The 18,365-nt window shown below is 55.3% G+C and carries 18 protein-coding genes; 3 read left to right on the forward strand and 15 right to left on the reverse strand.

Translation table 11 applies throughout. The features are described from left to right. Window positions 1–288: 288 nt before the first annotated feature. The 4 genes from H6A25_RS11700 to H6A25_RS11715 all read right to left on the reverse strand — a co-directional run bounded on the left by H6A25_RS11700 (window position 289) and on the right by H6A25_RS11715 (window position 3,529). Window positions 289–723 carry a CD1247 N-terminal domain-containing protein gene (locus tag H6A25_RS11700; RefSeq protein WP_204752305.1) on the reverse strand — a complete coding sequence of 145 codons (435 nt, stop codon included), beginning with the start codon at window positions 721–723 and terminating at the stop codon, window positions 289–291. A gap of 96 nt (window positions 724–819) precedes the next feature. Then, window positions 820–1,383 carry an elongation factor P gene (gene efp, locus H6A25_RS11705; RefSeq protein WP_204752306.1) on the reverse strand — a complete coding sequence of 188 codons (564 nt, stop codon included), beginning with the start codon at window positions 1,381–1,383 and terminating at the stop codon, window positions 820–822. A gap of 136 nt (window positions 1,384–1,519) precedes the next feature. Further along, window positions 1,520–2,599: a M24 family metallopeptidase gene (locus tag H6A25_RS11710; RefSeq protein WP_204752307.1), complete on the reverse strand. Its 1,080-nt coding sequence runs from the start codon at window positions 2,597–2,599 to the stop codon at window positions 1,520–1,522. A gap of 57 nt (window positions 2,600–2,656) precedes the next feature. Continuing rightward, window positions 2,657–3,529, reverse strand: a complete 873-nt coding sequence (locus tag H6A25_RS11715) for a TIM barrel protein (RefSeq protein ID WP_204752308.1) — start codon at window positions 3,527–3,529, stop codon at window positions 2,657–2,659. A gap of 157 nt (window positions 3,530–3,686) precedes the next feature. Here H6A25_RS11715 and H6A25_RS11720 point away from each other — a divergent pair, with 157 nt between their 5' ends. Continuing rightward, the gene (locus tag H6A25_RS11720) at window positions 3,687–4,478 is read left to right on the forward strand and encodes a hypothetical protein (RefSeq protein ID WP_204752309.1); all 792 of its coding nucleotides are present in this window, start codon (window positions 3,687–3,689) and stop codon (window positions 4,476–4,478) included. A gap of 46 nt (window positions 4,479–4,524) precedes the next feature. On the opposite strand, the gene H6A25_RS11725 is transcribed toward H6A25_RS11720, so the two are convergent. From H6A25_RS11725 to H6A25_RS11740, 4 genes are all read right to left on the reverse strand, one after another. Further along, the gene (locus H6A25_RS11725; protein ID WP_118427908.1) at window positions 4,525–4,728 is read right to left on the reverse strand and encodes a hypothetical protein; all 204 of its coding nucleotides are present in this window, start codon (window positions 4,726–4,728) and stop codon (window positions 4,525–4,527) included. A 246-nt stretch (window positions 4,729–4,974) separates the two neighbouring features. Continuing rightward, entirely contained in the window at window positions 4,975–6,102 is a 1,128-nt protein-coding gene (locus H6A25_RS11730; RefSeq protein ID WP_204752310.1) for a DUF362 domain-containing protein, read from the reverse strand. 182 nt (window positions 6,103–6,284) lie between these two features. Beyond that, window positions 6,285–7,769, reverse strand: coding sequence for a glycerol kinase GlpK (gene glpK, locus H6A25_RS11735; RefSeq protein ID WP_204752311.1), 1,485 nt, complete (start codon window positions 7,767–7,769; stop codon window positions 6,285–6,287). A 187-nt stretch (window positions 7,770–7,956) separates the two neighbouring features. Further along, window positions 7,957–8,217: a hypothetical protein gene (locus H6A25_RS11740; RefSeq protein WP_204752312.1), complete on the reverse strand. Its 261-nt coding sequence runs from the start codon at window positions 8,215–8,217 to the stop codon at window positions 7,957–7,959. Window positions 8,218–8,442: 225 nt separating this feature from the next. Between H6A25_RS11740 and H6A25_RS11745 the strand changes: the two genes are divergently transcribed. Then, window positions 8,443–8,880: a CBS domain-containing protein gene (locus tag H6A25_RS11745; protein ID WP_204752313.1), complete on the forward strand. Its 438-nt coding sequence runs from the start codon at window positions 8,443–8,445 to the stop codon at window positions 8,878–8,880. Window positions 8,881–8,959: 79 nt separating this feature from the next. Here H6A25_RS11745 and H6A25_RS11750 read toward each other — a convergent pair whose 3' ends face one another. The 7 genes from H6A25_RS11750 to H6A25_RS11775 all read right to left on the reverse strand — a co-directional run bounded on the left by H6A25_RS11750 (window position 8,960) and on the right by H6A25_RS11775 (window position 15,051). Further along, the gene (locus H6A25_RS11750) at window positions 8,960–9,397 is read right to left on the reverse strand and encodes a MerR family transcriptional regulator (protein WP_204752314.1); all 438 of its coding nucleotides are present in this window, start codon (window positions 9,395–9,397) and stop codon (window positions 8,960–8,962) included. 72 nt (window positions 9,398–9,469) lie between these two features. Then, window positions 9,470–10,765 (reverse strand): hemolysin family protein, encoded by a 1,296-nt coding sequence (locus H6A25_RS11755; protein ID WP_243423359.1) that lies wholly within the window; start codon window positions 10,763–10,765, stop codon window positions 9,470–9,472. Next, window positions 10,686–10,952 (reverse strand): hypothetical protein, encoded by a 267-nt coding sequence (locus H6A25_RS12895; RefSeq protein ID WP_243423360.1) that lies wholly within the window; start codon window positions 10,950–10,952, stop codon window positions 10,686–10,688. The genes H6A25_RS11755 and H6A25_RS12895 overlap by 80 nt, the downstream gene beginning before the upstream one ends. A gap of 18 nt (window positions 10,953–10,970) precedes the next feature. Next, on the reverse strand, window positions 10,971–12,260 hold the full coding sequence (larA, locus tag H6A25_RS11760; protein WP_204752316.1) for a nickel-dependent lactate racemase: 1,290 nt from the start codon (window positions 12,258–12,260) through the stop codon (window positions 10,971–10,973). A 105-nt stretch (window positions 12,261–12,365) separates the two neighbouring features. After that, window positions 12,366–13,022 (reverse strand): histidine phosphatase family protein, encoded by a 657-nt coding sequence (locus H6A25_RS11765; RefSeq protein ID WP_204752317.1) that lies wholly within the window; start codon window positions 13,020–13,022, stop codon window positions 12,366–12,368. 23 nt (window positions 13,023–13,045) lie between these two features. Continuing rightward, window positions 13,046–13,924: a DegV family protein gene (locus tag H6A25_RS11770; protein ID WP_204752318.1), complete on the reverse strand. Its 879-nt coding sequence runs from the start codon at window positions 13,922–13,924 to the stop codon at window positions 13,046–13,048. 98 nt (window positions 13,925–14,022) lie between these two features. Continuing rightward, on the reverse strand, window positions 14,023–15,051 hold the full coding sequence (locus tag H6A25_RS11775) for a PTS transporter subunit IIC (RefSeq protein ID WP_204752319.1): 1,029 nt from the start codon (window positions 15,049–15,051) through the stop codon (window positions 14,023–14,025). 205 nt (window positions 15,052–15,256) lie between these two features. Here H6A25_RS11775 and H6A25_RS11780 point away from each other — a divergent pair, with 205 nt between their 5' ends. Then, on the forward strand, window positions 15,257–18,235 hold the full coding sequence (locus tag H6A25_RS11780) for a phosphodiester glycosidase family protein (RefSeq protein WP_204752320.1): 2,979 nt from the start codon (window positions 15,257–15,259) through the stop codon (window positions 18,233–18,235). Window positions 18,236–18,365 lie beyond the last annotated feature (130 nt).

Genomic DNA, 18,365 nt, shown 5'->3' on the forward strand with positions numbered 1-18,365 from the left:
TTTTCAAGGTTTCTTTCGGATTCAACCGAGAACCGTTGATTTCGTTGGCATCCTGCGAAGTGCAGCTTGATAATTTTATCAGATCCGAATCCCTTTGTCAAGAACTTTTCCGAAGTTCCTGACCGGTTTTCCGATCCTCACCGTCCCTCGCGGGACAGCTTGGTTAGTATACCGCCTTTTTCCCTTTTTGTCAACACTTTTTTCAATCTTTTTTGCTTTTCTTTTGCCGCCAGGCAAAAAAGAAGAGACGGGCCGTCGCCCGCCTCTTCTTTTATAGGTAAGAGGATGTTATTTCTCCTCTTCGCACTCACAATCGCAGCCACAGTCGCCGCAGTCGCACTCATCCTCGCCGAAATCAAATTCCAGCTCTTCGCCGCAGGCCGGGCATTTGATGCCGCCCTGATCCAGCAGGGACTCATCCAGATAGATCTCCTCGTTGCAGGTGGGGCAGATCACGCTATAAATGTCGTCATCCTCTTCCTCATCCTCAAACTCGTCCTCGTCGGCATAGATGTCCTCTTCCAGATCGGTGAGCTCTTCGCCCACAGCGTCCAGTTCCTCGTTGATGACATCCAGCTCTTCGTCCATATCAGAGACCGTCATGGCCAGATCGTCCAGGGTATCGATGATGGCGTTGAACAGTTTGCCCTCATCGGAATCCTTTTTCAGGTTCAGGCCTTCCATCAGACCCTTCAGATAGGCTGTTTTTTCTGTCAGTGTCATAATAACCACCCATTTCTCCGGCAGCCGCCCATGGTTTTGAGACTCTCCCCCATCGCGGCCGCCGGCTCTGCAGAAGGGAAAGCTCATAAAATGGAATTACTCCTTGGATCTCTCCAGATATTCGCCAGTTCTGGTATCGATGCGGATCTTTTCGCCATTGTCGATAAACAGCGGCACTTTGACCACAGCACCTGTTTCCAGAGTGGCGGGCTTGGTTGTGTTGGTAGCGGTATCGCCCTTGAAGCCAGGATCGGTCTCGGTGATGACCAGGTCCACAAAGAGAGGGGGCTCCACGCCAAAGACATTGCCCTTATAGGACAGCACCTTGACCACCATATTCTCCTTGACAAACTTGAAGTTGTCGCCCAGCTTGTCAGCATTGATGGGCATCTGGTCATAGGTCTCGGTATCCATGAAATAATACAGATCGCCGTCGTTGTAGAGATACTGCATATCCCGGCGCTCCACGAAGGCCTGCTCAAACTTATCGGTGGGGCTGAAAGTACGCTCCACCACAGAGCCGGTAATCACATTCTTGCACTTTGTACGGACAAAAGCGGCACCTTTGCCGGGCTTCACATGCTGGAATTCCACAACCTGCAGAACCTGCCCGTCCAATTCAAAAGTTGCGCCGTTTCTAAAATCGCCTGCTGAAATCATTCGTGCTCCTCCATTGTATCAATATTTTAACAGAGACATTCTATCCTACTATGCCGGATTTTGCAAGTATTTCAATGTAAATGCTGTGGTTTTTTCATAACTTTCTCAAAAGGACTTTCTTTTCCCTGGGAAAGGACTACAAAATCAGAAGATCCTTGGGTGTATTGGTGAGATTTTTCGGCCCATCGGGGCTGAGCCAGATCATATCTTCGATACGCACCCCGAATTTTTCCGGCAGATAGATCCCAGGTTCCACCGTGATCACATTGCCGCATTCCAGCTTGGCTGTACCATTCAGGCTGGCCCGAGGGTCTTCGTGGATCTCCAGGCCCACACTGTGTCCCAGCCCATGCTGGAAATACTCTCCATACCCTTCTTTGCTGATGATATCCAGGGCCAACTGATGGATATCCCCACCGATGCACCCGGCTTTCATCGCCTGGCAGCAAGCAATATTGGCCCGCAGCACGGTATCGTACACCCGGCGCATCTCCGGGGTGGCTTCTCCCACCGCCACAGTGCGGGTCATATCCGAGTGATAGCCCTTGTACAGAGCACCGAAGTCGAATGTGATGAAGTCTCCCTTCTGCACCGGCCGTTCCCCGGGAACACCATGAGGCATAGAGGAATTGGGACCGCTGACGGCGATGATATCAAAGCTCATCCCCTCGGCCCCATGACAGAGCATCCGATAATTCAGCTCTGCCGCAAGCTGCTTTTCCGTCACCCCCGGGCGGATCATGGGCAGCAGCTCTTCAAAGGCAGCCTCGGCCATCCGCTGCGCGATGACAATGCACTCCACTTCCCCTTCTTCCTTCACCTGGCGCACTTCTTCCAGCCGCCCGCCCAACGGGGTCAGGCAGCAAGGCAGGGCTTGCTCATACTGGTGATAGGCCGACACCGACATCCGACGGTCCTCATATCCCAGGGTTTTTACCTGGTGCTTTTTCAGCAAATCCGCCAGCGGAGTCATATAATCCCCGCCTGTCACCATCTGCACCTGATACCCTTGGGGCGCCGCCGCTCTCTCCGCCGCTTCGATATAGCGGAAGTCGGTGAAGAAATACCCATCCCCCTGCCGGGTGATCAGGCAGGCTCCGGCGCTGGAAGGAAAGGTGGTGGCATATTGCCGGTTCACCGGCGATGTGATAAGCACCGCTTCCACCGGCATCTTTTTCACCATTGCCGCGATTTTTTCCAGTCTGGTCTGTTCCATATAGCATTCCCCACTTTCCCGTGATGATATCCTGAACATTTCAAACATTCTATCATTTTATGCCCGCAAGTCCGGTTCTTGCCCTCGGCTCCGGGCCTGATAGATCTGCTGCATCAGAAGCGCATCTTCTGCCTGGGTCCCCGCCGATTCACAGATCACCCGGGGCTGCAGATCCAGAGCAAGAAGTGCCTGAGCACAATCATCGAACCAAGGACCATATTCCTTGTCCTCAAAGGTAAGATGCCGCACTTCGCCCCCTTTGCCATATGCAATGTGGCTGAAATGGACATGGAAGTGGCGCATCCGCTCCTTTCCCAGCTGAGAGATCAGATATTCCAGCAATTTCACATGATCCTCCGGGCACCGAAGGCTTCCCTGGTCACGAGCGTTCAGGTGTCCAAAGTCAATGCAGGGCAGCAGCCGCTCATCCATCTGGCAAATGGCTGCCACTTCCTCCAGGGTACCCATCACATTCTGCTTTCCCATGGTTTCCACACACAATGTAATGTGGCCCCAGCCTTCCTGCTCCATCCACTGGAGAATCTCCCGAAGGCCTGAAAAAGTGTTTTGCAAGGCTTCCTCCCGGGTCAGCTTGGAAAGGCCGCCGCAGTGAACCACGATCCGGTCCGCTCCCAGCCAATGGGCTGCCTGGCAGCTTTGCAGGATATAGCCCGCATTTTTTTGCCGCCGTTCTTCTTCCCCACTGGACAAATTGATAAAATAGGGAGAATGCACCGACATTCCAATGCCCGCTTCCTGGGCACACCGGCCAATGGCCCGCCCGGTCTCTTCCCCCAGATTCACGCCCCGGCCGCACTGGTATTCCAAAAGCTGCAATCCCATTTCCTTCAGCCAGCCTGGCGCAGCGGTAGATGATTTATACTTCTGGCGGAAGGAATCGCTGTTTCCCGCCGGTCCGAATTTGACCATATTTTTCCCCTTTTCTCCCCGGCATTTTTCCCATTTTCCCTGCATAGAAATACCCAAGGAAAAGACTCGTCCCCATTTACCGGGCACTTTTCTCAAATGTTTTGTTACAAAGATAGTACCATATTTTATAGGCAAATAACAAGGGGGAAGCCGTTTTATGTTGACGCAAACACCCGTTTATATTGTGGCCGCCGGAGAGGATCTTTCTCCGGCCACCGCCCTATCCATGCCTTGTCTTCACCTGGCCTACACCCTGGGATCGCAAGGCCAGCTGCACCGGGAGGGACCGGAATCCCGAAGCTCCGGCGGCCTGCTTGGTTTTTACGACAATGGACTTACTTCCCCCCTTTCCCTGGACCCGCGGCGCCTTGCGGGACAAATACGGGAAGAATGTTCCCGCCGCCGGTTTTCCGGCCTGGTTCTGGATGCTCACGGCCCAGCTGCCGGAGAACTGGTCTCCGCGCTCTCCCCCCTTCTGGATCAATGGAACATTCCCTATTATGTGCCCATAAAGCTGGCCTCCCTGGCGCCCAACGCCTGCTTTCTTCTTCCCTCCACCCTCTATGAAGGAAGCTTTGACAACATGCTGGAACAATACTGCCGCCGGTATCCGGTTCACCGTCTGGCTCTGGATGTGGTGCGGCAATGCCGACGCTTTTCCATGCCCTCCCGGGACGATCCGGGGGAAGAACTGTCTGCTCAGGAGTTTTTCCGTCTTCAGCGGGAATATGAGCCGGTGAGCTTTTTCTCCCAGGAACTGTGTGCCCGCTATTTTACCTACCGCCAGGGTCAGGAAACCTATTTTGTGCTGTATGATGACCCCTCCACAATATCTTCCAAGCTGAACCGGGCCAGACGGATGGGCTTGGGAGCCGCCTTTGTGCTCTACCGGGACTTTGGCCCGTTGTGCCGCACCTTTTTGCCCCCTTCTCCGGACGCCTCCCTGTAATACAAATGCCCCGCCTTTTGTAAGGCGGGGCATTTGTTGCGGTATGTTAGCAGCAGCAGTTGTTGCCGCAGTCCGGCATATTGTTCCCATAGCAGCCGTTGCAGCAGCCGCCATGGCCCGAACCGTAATAATGTACCCAGATGATGACGATGGCGATGATCACCACGATCCAGAAGGTCTCGCAGCCGTCAAAGAAGAACCCTCTGCCATTGTTGCCGCATCCGCAGTTACAGTTGTTGTTGCAACCCATAAAAAGTTACCTCCCAAAAAGAATTCTCACTCCAGAGTATTTCGAAGCCCCTTGAAATGTTCCGGCATTTTGGATCTCACATCGTTTTGCCTGCCGTTCATTTCCCGGCCGCTTCAATACCATTCTATGCCCGCCTCTCCGGTTGGCTACTGGTCCCCTTGTCCTTTTTTCTGCGGGAGGAAAAGAAAAAGGGCTTGCCATACAGCAAGCCCTTTTTTGAATTGGCTGATATCGCAACGCAAAAACTCAGTCGATCTTCACCAGTTCGTATTCCTTGGTGCCAATGCCCAGCTTTTCCGCGTGATCCAGGCAGCTCTTCCAGTTGGTGGTAGGATGCACATCGGTAAAGTGGTCATGATGATCCTGATGGTCATGCTCATGGAGCCGGTCGTCCAGCAGGCTGCCGGGGATCACCGGTGCAGCGTTGCAGGCATCGGCGCAGGCCTGATCCAAAGCCACCGGATCAAAGGAAGCGAACATACCCACATCGGGGATGATGGCGGTGTCGTTCTCGCCATGGCAATCGCAATAGGGCGAAACCTGGTTGACGATGCTGATATGGAAGCAGGGGCGTCCGTCCACCACGGCCTTAGCATACTCGGCCATCTTGCAGTTCAGATCGTCCAGAGCGCTGCCGTTGGTGTTGGAGATGGCGTCATAATTGCAGGCGCCGATGCAGCGGCCGCAGCCCACGCAGTTGTCATGGTTGATATGGGCCTTGTGATTCTCGTCAAATGTAATGGCGCTGTTGGCGCAGTTTTTGGCGCAGGTATGGCAGCCACGGCACAGTTCGGCGTCCACAGAGGGTTTGCCGTCCCGATGCATGGCCATCTTGCCGGCCCGGCTGCCGCAGCCCATGCCGATGTTCTTCAGAGCGCCGCCGAAACCGGTCATCTCATGGCCCTTGAAATGGGTAAGGGAAATGAACACATCGGCATCCATGATGGCCCGCCCGATGTAAGCAGTCTTGCAGTACTCGCCGCCATTGACAGGAACTTCGATATCATCGGTACCCTTCAGGCCGTCGGCGATGATCACATGGCAGCCGGTGGAGAAGGGAGTATAGCCGTTTTCATAAGCGGCGTCGATATGATCCAGGGCGTTTTTCCGCTGGCCCACATAAAGGGTATTGCAGTCAGTGAGGAAGGGCTTGCCGCCCAGCTCTTTGACGGTATCAGCCACCACTTTACTGAAATTGGGGCGCAGGAAAGACAGGTTGCCCGGCTCGCCGAAATGGATCTTGATGGCGGCAAACTTGCCATCAAAATCGATCTGGTTCATGCCGGCGGCATACATCAGCTTTTTCAGCTTCATCAGAAGATTGGTACCGGGGAGGGCACGCATGTCCGTAAAATAAACCTTTGCTTTTTCCACTGTACTTCACCTTTTCCTTTGCTCACATAAATGTCCCTCCCGCGTCCCTGCCCGGAACATCAATGCGAAAGGGCTTTTTTCCAGTATATCACGATTGGATTTTCTCCGCAACCGACAGACTGGAGAGGTTTTCTTCATCATACAACCTGGAGCGTGCTCCAAGTCAAGCTCTTTTCCCCTTTTTATCGGGAGTTGGTGAGGACCCGTCCCACGGCCGAGTGCCAACCCTCCAGGTTCTTGCGGCGGCACTCGCCTTTCATGGCAGCATGATAAACCTGATCGATGGGCTTGTGCCGTTTGATCTCCGCCAGACTCTTCCACACCCCGGCGGCCAGACCAGCCAGATAGGCCGCGCCCAAAGCGGTGGTTTCGGTGTTTTTGGGCCGGATCACATCGATATCGGAAATGTCGGCCTGAAACTGCATCAAAAAGCCGTTGCGGCTGGCTCCCCCATCCACCCGCAGCTCCCGCAGAGGCAGACCGCTGTCCCGGGCCGTGGCCTGGAGCACATCATTGGACTGGTAGGCGATGGCCTCCAGCGCCGCCCGGATGATATGGTTCCGGCTGGTGCCACGGGTCAGGCCTAAAATGGCGCCCCGGGCATACATATCCCAATAGGGGGCTCCCAGACCGGTGAAGGCAGGAACAAAATAGACGCCGCCATTGTCCGGCGTTTTGGAAGCAAAATATTCGCTGTCCGGCGCTTCCACAATAAAACGCATCTCATCCCGCAGCCACTGGATCACACTGCCGCCGGCAAACACGCTGCCCTCCAGAGCATAAGTCACCTGCCCCCCCAGGCCGCAGGCAATGGTGGTCACCAGGCCGCTTTGGCTTCGGGCGATTTTTTTGCCGGTGTTCATCAGCAAAAAGCAGCCGGTGCCATAGGTGTTTTTGCAGTCGCCCTCTTCAAAGCAGGCCTGTCCGAACAAGGCTGCCTGCTGATCCCCGGCAATCCCCGCCACAGGCACCATACAATCGCCCAGCCGGGCCATGCCGAACACTCCGCTGCTGTCGCACACTTCCGGCAAAATCTCCCGTGGGATATCCAGTATCTTCAGCAGTTCCTCATCCCATTCCAGGGTATGGATGTTATAAAGCATGGTGCGGGAGGCATTGGTGTAATCGGTTTTATGTACCGCACCCCCGGTGAGTTTCCACAAAAGCCAGGTGTCCACCGTGCCGAACAACAATCTTCCCTCTTTTGCCAGACGGCGGGCCGAGGGCACATTGTCCAGCACCCAGCGGATCTTTGTGGCGGAAAAATAGCCGTCGATCAAAAGCCCGGTTTTGTCCCGCACCCTGTCTTCCAACCCCTCTTCTTTCAGCTTGCGGCAGAAATCCGCCGTACGGCGGCATTGCCACACGATGGCATTGTACACAGGCTGTCCCGTTTCCTTATCCCACAGAATAGTGGTTTCCCGCTGATTGGTGATGCCGATGGCTTCCACCTGTTCCGGCCGGATATTCCCCTGGGCCATAGCCTCGCTCATCGTGCCGGAAATGGTGGCATAGATCTCCATGGGATCCTGCTCCACCCAGCCGGCCTGGGGATAAAATTGGGTGGTCTCCTTCTGGGCCATGGCCACGATGCGCTCTTCCCGGTCAAACACAATGCAGCGAGAGCTGGTGGTACCCTGATCCAGTGCGATGATATACTTTTCCATATCCTGCTCCTTTTTCATCGGACATTCTTTTCCATCATCTTACCACAGCCTGAGAAAGGGCGCAACGCCCCTCTCTGCGGTGCAGCCCATCGCACAAAGCCGTCACCGGGAGACAAAGCAGAAACCACAAAAAGGTAAAGGGCAAACAGATCTGCCCCATCACATTTCCCGGCAGGCGGGAATAATCCTACACACCCCAGCCCAAACGCCGGTTCATCAGGCATCCGGCCAAAAATTCCACTCCAGTGATCATGGTGCTTCCGGCCACGGATTTTTCCCACCGGCTGCGCCCTGCCATCTTTCCGCACAGACTATAGAGCAGGGAAAAGCACAGTCCTCCCGCCGCGGCCATCGTCCAATGAGTGCGTCTTCTCCACCCGATTTCCACCAAACTATACCCTACGCTGCCCACCAGAAACAACCGTCTATGCTTTCTCAGTCCTTTCATATCCGCCCTCCTTTTTTCCTAGTATCTCCAGGAAAAGGGCAAACACAAATGGAGGATTTTCCCGGCATTTTTCCAAAATTCACAATTTATTCACCGAGCTTTCCGGGGAATATGCCGGGAAATATGCTATAATGAAGCAAGAGAAAAACTTCCCGGCTTTGCTGCGCAAGGCCGGTCCTTGCTGTAATAGAAAAATCGTGACGCAAAAGGAGCATCTGGACTCTCATGAATCTGTTGTTTTTTCTGACACCCAAGGGCAAGGTCGCTTACATCTATGATGATTTCACCCTTCGTCAGACACTGGAAAAAATGGAATATCATCGCTATTCCGCCGTGCCCATCCTGACAAGAGAAGGCAAATATGTGGGCACCATCACCGAAGGTGACCTGCTTTGGGCCATCAAGAACCGTTATTCCCTCAATTTCAAAGAGGCGGAAAACACACCCATCCTGGAGATTCCCCGGCGCATGGACAATCTGCCGGTGAGTGCCGATACGGAGATCGAGGATCTGATCATCAAGGCTCTCAATCAGAACTTCGTGCCCGTCACCGATGATCGGGGCATCTTCATCGGCTTAATCACCCGGAAGGACATCATGCGCTATTTTGCCCAAACAGTGCACAACCTTCCTCTTCGGGCCAATGCCGATGGGAATCAATAGCTGTTTTATCGATTCCTTCAGACAAAAATAAAAAAAGGACGGCACATGCCGTCCTTTTTTCATACACCAACGATTCAGATCACTGATTTCCGCCGCAGCCGCCGGCGCAGGCGCACCGTCCTGCATCATAACAGCCCGTTTGGGGAAATTGCTCTGTGCCCGCCTGGCAGGCTTTTTCATAATAGCGGATTTTCTTTTCGATGTGCGCCAGTTCCCCCTCCATCTGGGCAATTTTCTGCTGCACATGGCGTTTGTGATCCAGCAGCACCTGCAGACGCTGCTGCAATGTGCCGTCCCCTTTCTGGCACAGGCCGATGAACTTTCCGATATCATTCACCGGCATGCCGGTGTTTTTCAAACAGCGGATGATCTCCAGCAAGTGGATATCCTCCTGGGAATAATCCCGGTTTCCGGCGCTGTCTCTGGCCACAGGCGGCAAAACCTGCTGCCGCTCATAATACCGCAGAGTATACGGGGAAAAACCCGTGATCCGCGCCGTTTCTTGTATGGAATACATCAGCCTTCCTCCTGCTCTGTTGCGCTTTAAAACAGGCCCCGGCACACAGCCGGGGCCTGTTTCTGCGCTGTGTTATCCTTCCTCGTCTTCCTCGTCGTTTTCACGCTCCGGGGATGCAGACCAATCAACTTGCAGTTTCAGCTTTTCAATGCGGCGTTCCCGAACTTCCAGGATGGAGAAAGTCAGATTCCCCAGCTGCACGGTGCGCCGGTCATTTTCCTCCGGGATCGTCCCGATCTCATCCATCAGCAAACCGGATACGGTATCGTGGTTTTCACTTTCAATCTCTGTACCCAGCTCGTCATTGAGATCATCAATAGTGACAAGGCCTTCCAGAATATAAGTGCTGTTATCAATTTTGATGATCCGGGGTTCGTCGTCATCTCCCTGATCTTCGATGGGGCCCATGACTTCTTCCGCCAGATCCTCCATGGTGACAATGCCGGAAAATCCACCGTATTCATCAATGAGCACGGCAATATACTGCTTGGCCCGCTGCATATCCTGGAACAGCTCGTCGATATTCCGGGTTTCCGGAACGAAATAGGGGCGATGGAGCAGCTTTTTCACATCCACCTTTTCAAAGCCCACCTTCCGGGCTTCCAGCAGGAAATCTTTGATATAGAGCACACCCACAATGTTGTCGATGTCCTCATCGTACACCGGCACACGGGAATGACGGGTCTCCAGCATTTCGTCCAGGTAGCTCTCCAACGGCTCGTTGATATCCACCGCATACACATCGGTGCGGGAGGTCATCACTTCGCTGGCCAGTTTATCATCGAACTCAAAAATAGATTCGATCATATCCTGTTCCGTTTCGTTGAAGACGCCATGCTCCTTGCCGCTTTCGATCATGGAGCGGATCTCTTCCTCGCTGACCTTTTCCTCCAGCTGTTCATGGTGCATTCCTGTAATGCGGAGCACCAGATTGGTAGAAAGACTAAGCAATTTCACAAAGGGAGCTGCAATGATGGACACCACGCCCACCGGGCCTACTACAAACATACTGATGCTTTCGGCCTTCTGCAATGCGATGCGCTTGGGCACCAGCTCGCCAAATACCAGTGTGACAAAGGCCAGGATAACGGTGACCCCCACAAAAGAGATCTGATTGCCATAAGGAATGCCAAGGCGCTGGAGATAAGCTCCCAGCACCTCCGAAATACCGGTAGCCGCCGAGGCGCTGGAAAAGAATCCCGCCAGGGTGATGGCCACCTGAATAGTGGAAAGAAAGCGTGTGGGCTCCTGAAGCAGCTTTTGCACCGTCTTGGCTTTTTTGCTGCCCTCATCGGCCAAAATACCGATTTTGGTTTTGTTCACTGAAACGATAGCCATTTCCGCACAAGCGAAAAAGGCATTTACCATTGTCAGCAGGGCCAACAGCAAAAGCTGCGTCCCAATAGGGCCAGGGTCCGGATCCATGTTTTGTTCCTCCAAAAATAAAAAATAATTTAGGCTGTTCTGCCGCCGCATATCCGACAACAAAACATACCACTTTTATTTTACCATATTGCTGCCGGTTCGTCAAATGTTCTGTGGACATCTGCTCCATCTTCCGGTGTTTTTCCTTTTACAATGTCTGGGGACGCAAAATGGTGGAGATCCCCTGAGGCACTGCCAGGATTTTTGCCTGCGGGTCGCCCAGCAGTTTCCGGGCCAGTTCCAGTCCCTCCTCCAGGGAGTGGGCCGGTGTCATATGCAGATCCCGCACCATCTCATCCGGGGCCTGGCTGACCAGAACCACATGGCATTTCATCAGCACCCGGGCAAAAACCTGGGATTGCCATTGATCGGCCTGCGTCTTATCCTGAGGAGTGGCCAGGATGTTATCCATAATGACCTTAGGATCCTTTTCCTCCCGGAAGGTGCGCCAGAACTCTTCCCCGCCGCTGCCGTCTTCGCACTTGGCGGCAATGACAATGACGCCTCCTTTCCGACAGACCACCTCCGCTGTGGACATCCCTTTCACCGCCTGATAGATGTTCTGATCCAGGGGATAGCCGTTGTTGCTGGTGACCACGATATCGGCCTGGGGCGCTTCCTTCTGACAAAGGGAAGCAAGAAACTCTGTGCCAGCCCAATGGGCCTTGTCAAAATCTCCGGCAAAAGAGCCGATGACCTGCCCTTTGCCTCCCAACACCACATTGACAATATAGGCCAGCTTTGCCTTCCGGGCCGCCCATACCATATCCCGATGGATGGGATTTCCTTCCAGAATCCCTGCTCGGGCATGAGGATCGTCAATAAACCGGGAGCAGTGATTGGCGTATACCGTCTCCCGGGCCGCAATGCCGGGGAGCACGCTTTTGCGCCCGCCGGAGAAACCGGCAAAGAAATGAGGCTCGATAAACCCTTCGGCCACCAGCAGATCGGCCTCTACCGCCGCTTTGTTCACCCGCAGCCGCCCGCCGGAAGGCAAAACTCCCAGATCCACCATATCCTCTTCCGCCCCGCAGTCATGGATCATGATATGCTCTTTTTCTGCCATCTCCGCTCCCAGCTTGTTCACAAGCTCCTGCCGGGTGGTGCCCCTATGGCATCCGGTGGCGATGAGCAGAGTGATCTCGGCCTGGGGATTGCCCTGGCGGATGGCTTTCAGCATCGGCGGCAAAATCAGTTTGCTGGGCACGGGGCGGGTGTGATCGCTGCACAGCACCACCACCTTCTTTTTTCCCTTTGCCAGCTCTTCCAGCCGGGGTGTGCCAATGGGTTCTTCCATGGATCGGCGGATCAGCTCTTCCGGGCTTTCCTTCGCCTCGTATTCCTCCAGCTGGCTCTGCACAACCCCCAGAAGCCGGCTTTCCTCCACCTGAGCCGAAATCTCTCCCGCTCCATAGGGCAGGCTGATGGTCTTTTTCATGGCAAATTCTCCCTTTCTCCCGCAATATCCTATGCCAAAGGCCCCGGAAACCTTCCGGGGCCTGTTTGTTCCTGTTTTCCCGGTATACGCTGCCGGAAAAGGCCCCTACCCTTTGGGCTGATTCTCCGCCAGGTCAAAGCGGAGCTCCTCCGGAAGATGGGACTGATCATTTACATATTCTGTTTTGGGCAGCTGCCCGGGGGCCACAATGAATTTGCTCACTGCGGTATTTCCCACGATAAAGGAGCGCATCCTGATTTTCTCATAGGGCAGGCCGGACAGAGCGGCCAGGTACACCTGAATGGTAAAGCCGTGGGAAACCACCGCCACCGTGCCCTGGGGATTGTCCTTTGCGATCTGCCCGATGGCCGAGGTGATCCGGTCATAGACCTGGCGGGTGCTCTCCCCGCCGGGAGCCTGGAACCGGGCTGTGTTTTCTTCCAGGTCCCGCACCGCCTGGGGAAACAGCTGCCGGCACTCCTGCCCGGTATGGCCTTCCATCTCCCCCAAGTCAATTTCATTGAGAAGGGGCATGACCTGCACTTCCAGCCCACGGCCTTTGGCCAGAGCCTCACCGGTCTGCCGGGCCCGCTGCAAAGCGGAAACATAAATTTTGTCCAGATGCACCTTTTCAAAGCGCCGGGCCAAAAGAGCAGCCTGAGAAAGCCCTCTCTCATTGAGGGGCACATCCATACTGCCCTGGAACACACCGGCCAGATTGCTGTTGGTGGTGCCGTGGCGAATCAAATACAAAGTCGTCATAGATCAACGATCCACCCTACGCCTTACAGGCGGGAGTTGCCAAAGCCAAAGACGGCCAGCGTCCCCGGTCCGGAATGGTTGCCGATAATAGGGGTCAGGAAGCGGATGTCCACCCCTTTGGGAGTCATCTGCTCCTTCACCAGGCGGGCCAGCTCATCGGCATCCTCCTGGCAGTCGGCATGGCAGATATAAATGATCTGATCCTGAGGATTTGTCACATGCTCCTTGGCCAGCCGGGCCAGTTCGGCGATGGCCTGACGGCGGCCCCGCACCTTGCTCAGCGGCTCCAGCTTTCCCTCATCGCTGACATACATCACCGGTTTGATGCCCATAAGCGTACCCAGGAATGCACTGGAACGGGACAGCCGGCCGCCCCGATACAGATGGTTCAGATCGTCCACGGTGAAGAAATGACAGATGGTCTTTTTCAGCCGGGGCAGCGCCTCATCCACCAGTTCATCCAGGCTCATGCCCTGCTGCTGCAAGCGGGCCGCTTCCATGACGATCATGCCCTGGCCGATGCCGGCGGCTGCCGTATCAAAGGAAATCACCCGACGGCCGGGGTATTTCTCCATCAACTCCTGAGCCACCATAAGGGATGTATTGAAGGTGCCGCTGAGTTTGGAAGAAAAGCCGATATAAATCACATCCAGCCCTTGCTGAAGGGCCTGCTCATAGGCATTGGTAAAGGTGGGAATATCCACTTGGGTGGTGGTGGGCATCAGCCCGCCCCGCAGCCGCTGATAAAACTCTTTGTGGGGCACCGTTTTGCCGAAATCGTCCTTGATCTCCTTGCCGTCGATGACGATGCCGTGCTCCAGCCAGCCCACATTGTTTTCTGTCATCCACTCCGGCGTCAGGTCGGTGGTGGTATCGGTAAAAATCTTATAAGTCAGTTCCATTTGTTCTCTCTCCTCTTTCCCGCCGGCCGTTTCACCGTCTCACCGGCGCGGGGATGTTTCTTTTGATCCAATGCTTTTTCATTTTACCACACAAAGCCTCAGATGTCGAGTTTCATATAACCTTCCCGGACCCAGCCGATCCGGCGCAGCAGCCGGTCCACCAGCAGAGCAATGAGGGCAGGAAGGATAAAATGGACCAGTGCGATGAGCAAAAAGGTTTTCGTGGAATAGCCCATCACCGCCAGCGTGCCGAACTGCCCCACCAGGCCGCTGGTCCCCATACCGGCGCCGGAAGCATTGTTGGTCATACCCAGCAAAGCAGCGCTGACAGCGCCGCACAGGCCGCTGGCCACCGTAGGTGCGATCCAGATCTGGGGGTGGCGCATGATATTGGGAACCTGGAGCATGGAAGTACCCAGGCCCTGACTCAGAAGGCCGCCTACTCCATTTTCCCGCAGGGAAATGACGGCAAAGCCGATCATCTGGGCACAGCATCCCGCAGCGGCGGCGCCGGCGGCCAGACCGCTGAGATTCATCATGATGCACAAAGCCGCCGAGCTGATGGGCAGGGTGAGCACCATACCCACCACGATTCCCACGATAATACCCATGGGCAGCGGCTGCAAAGTGGTGGCTTCGTTCACCAGATCGCCCAGCCAATACATGAAATCCTGCACATAGGGACCCACGAAACCGCCGGCCAGGCCGCCGGTGACAATGGTGACAAAAGGAGTGATAATGATGTCCACCGGTGTTTTCTTGGACAGAAGCTGTCCCAGCTCGGCGCCCACCACAGCGGCGATGAATGCCCCCACCGGTCCGCCGTTGCCGCCCCCAGCCGCATAGCCGATAGCGCCGCAGGAAGCCGCCGAAAAGATCACCAGCGGATCGGCCTTCAGCCCATAGGCGATGGCCACGCCGATGGCAGCGCCGATCACAGGAGACTTGGCCCCCAGCACTTCGGTCACCGGCGCCAAAAAGGAAAGAGGGGAAAACTGGGCCAGCTGGGAAATGATCAGCCCGATGATCAGGGAGGAAAACAGTCCCAGAGCCATGGAGCCCATGGCATCTACAAAGTACCTTTTGAAAATACGCCCCAAAATCGAATCGTTCTTCTGTCCAGCCATTGTGCTGCCGCCTTTCTTCTTCCTTTTTCTGTCCGTTTTTCATTTTTGCAATAAGCCATTTTATCATATCACATCTTTCCGGGAATGCAAGGCAAAGCGGCTTTTCCCCTCTGGATTTGTGCAGGATATCCCCTTTCTTTTTCTCCGCTTTGTGGTATGATGGTATCAGACTGTCCCAGCAACCCCTATCGCGAAAGGAGATCACATGAAACCCATTTTCCGGCGGATCGCCGCCTCTTTCTGCGCTCTGGCCCTGTCGGCAAGCTTTTTGCCGCTGCCCGCCCGGGCGGAGACCCTGTCTTATTCCGATTCCTACGACATTGCCAATGGTCTGCGGTATACCGTGGCTTCTTCCGAAAACGGAAGCCTGCGCCAGCAGTCCTTCCGTTTGGAATACACTCCCGGCAGCGATGTTTTTCCCATCGTGGCCTATGGCAATAAACTCTATGGCAAATCCTCCATCGAAGAGATCGTGGATTTTGTGGAAAACCAGGGGCAAAGCGTCTATGGCGCTGCCAATGCAGACTTCTTCGTCCTGTCCACCGGCCTTCCTTCCGGGCTTGTGGTCAACAACGGCCGTCTGGTCAGCTCCGACGGCATGTGGAACGCTGTGGGCATCAAGTCCGACGGGCGCATGATCGTAGGCGCTCCCCAGATGGCCATGAGTCTCTATTCCTCCATCACCGGCGACTACCCGGTGTACGCTTTGAACAAACAGCGCTCGGATGCAGGGATCTATCTGCTCAACAGCGACTTTTCTTCCCAGACCCGTTCCTCCGGCACCGGCGTCAATGTGGTGCTCACCCCGGTGAATGACGAACCTCTCCGGATCGGCCAGGGGAAACAGTTTGTGGTCACTGCTGTCAATCGGGATGTATCCGGCTCCACCCCTATCGGGGAAAATGAATACATCCTCACCGCCAGCAATGCCTACAACAACCGGGGCTATACCATCACTTCCCTTCAGGTGGGAGAAACCGTCACTTTCAAAGCCAATGTCTATAATGAAGACTTTACCGATGTCATCTATGCCTGCGGCGCCGGAGATATGGCAGTCAAGAACGGTGTGATGCAGTCGGGGCTTTCCTCTTCCAGCGATCCCCGCACCCTTCTGGGCGTTCGCCCGGACGGCAGCGCCGTGGCCCTGGTGGTGGACGGCCGCCAGGAAATCAGTCAGGGCATGAGCGTGAAAAACGCCGCCCAGCTCCTGGTGAACAAAGGCTGCACCAATGTGGTCAACCTGGACGGCGGCGGCTCTTCTGCTGAGGTGGTGCGCCAGCCCGGTTCCAAAGAGACCGAAGTGGTCAACAGCCCCTCGGACGGCTCCCTGCGCAAATGTGCCAACTACCTCCTTTTTGTCAACAGGGCCACTCCCACCGGAGAAGAAACCGGCGCTTTTGTTTACCCCCACAGTGTGGCCACTCTGTCCGGTGCTCAGGTCTCTCTGGGGGCCAACACCTTTGATCAGCATTATTATCCCGTATCCTCCTATTATTCCGGCTTCCGGGTGACCTCCCCCACAGAGCAGGCCCTGGAGGGCAATGTATTCACCGCCCCTCAGCAGGCCGGGGAATACCTGATCTCTCTGGATCATGAGACTGCCACTTCCATGCCGGCTTCCATCACCGTTTACCAGCAGCCCGACCGGGTGGTGGTCAAAAACAACGGCTCCACCGTCACCTCCCTGTCCATGGATGTGGGAGAATCCATCAACCTGGATATCGATGCCTATGCCCAGTCCCGTATTCTTTATGAACAGGACAACCTGTTCACCTGGCAGGTGACGGGCAATGCCGGTACCATTACCCAGGATGGCGTGTTTACCGCTTCCAAAACGGCAGGCGCTTCCGGGAATATCGTCATTTCCCACAATGGCTTCTCGGTGTCCATTCCGGTGAAAGTGGGCAAAATGCCTGCCATTGTGGAAAACTACGAAAAAGATGTGACCTATTATGCCACAGCGGACACCCAGGACATCTCGGCCAAAGCCCAGGTGACCCACTCTCTGGATCAGGTGCGCTATGGCAGCGGCGCTCTGTCCATGACCTATCAAGGCGCTTCTTCCATGGACAAAGCCCACGCCACCGTCTTTACCACGGCCTCTTCTGTCAAGCTTTCCGGCGTCCAGCACATCACCTTCCACGCCAAAGCCACTCCAGGCAAGTCGGTGTACATCAACTTTCTCACCAGCAGCGGTTCCACCGTGCAGCGGGCATTCTATGCCGGCGAGGACTGGACCCTGGTGACGGTGGAAGTCCCTTCCAATGTCACCGCCATCAAAGGCTTCAGCACATCGGTGTCCCCCGGCCAGTCGGGAAGCATTTATGTAGACCAGATCGTGGCTCATTATGCCTCCGCTCAGCCCGATGTGACTCCGCCGGAAATCACTATGCCTGAGAGCATCACCTCGCAAACCTTCTCCGCCACCGTCAAGGATGCCACCGGTTTTGCCATTTCCTCCGGCAGCATCTCCCTGACCTATGATGGCGAAAGCTGCGATTTCACCTACAACAGCCAGACCGGCGCCCTCTCTGCCACTTTGCCGGAAAACACCGGCGGCCTGCACCGCCTGACGCTGGAGGCTTCCGATTCCTTTGGCAACACCGCCCGCAAAAGCATGACCCTGGGCACTTCCGGCTCATCCTCGCCCTACAAGGATATGGCCGGCCACTGGGCCCAGGATTATGCCGAATTTCTCCGGATGCAGGGCATCTTCTCCACCGACAGCCAGTTCCTGCCCCAGAACAACACCACAAACGAAATGGCTGCCACTTTGCTCTCCCGCTATCTCGGCATCGACACCGACGACTATGCCGATGTAAAGCTGCCCTATACCGATGCTTCCCAGATCGCCGACTGGGCGCTGCCCCATGTAAAGGCCCTTTATGCCCAGGGGATCATGATCGGCAGCACCGACGGCAAGGGAAATTCGGTGTTCCTGCCCTCCTCCCCGGTGAGCCGGGCCCAGGTGATGACCCTTCTGGGCCGCACCCTGGAACGGGGCTATGCCTATTCCAATGTGAGCTTTGACGATGCCGGAGATATCCCTGCCTGGGCTTCCGATCATGTGAAAATCCTCTCTTCCCTGGGCATCGTGCAGGGCTATGGCGGTACAAACTCCCTCAAACCCCTCAACTCCATCACCCGGGCAGAATTTGCTTCCCTGCTCTTCAAGCTCTTTTGACAAACCTTTTGACTGCATCTGAATAAATATCCCCCGGCGAAGCCGGGGGTTTTGCACAGACGGGTGAAACCCTGGATTACTAGCGCACGCGTCACGTCGCGTTGGTACGGTCTGCCAGCCGCGAAGGATT

The organism is Intestinimonas butyriciproducens (assembly GCF_016901775.1).
Classification (GTDB): domain Bacteria; phylum Bacillota; class Clostridia; order Oscillospirales; family Butyricicoccaceae; genus Pseudobutyricicoccus.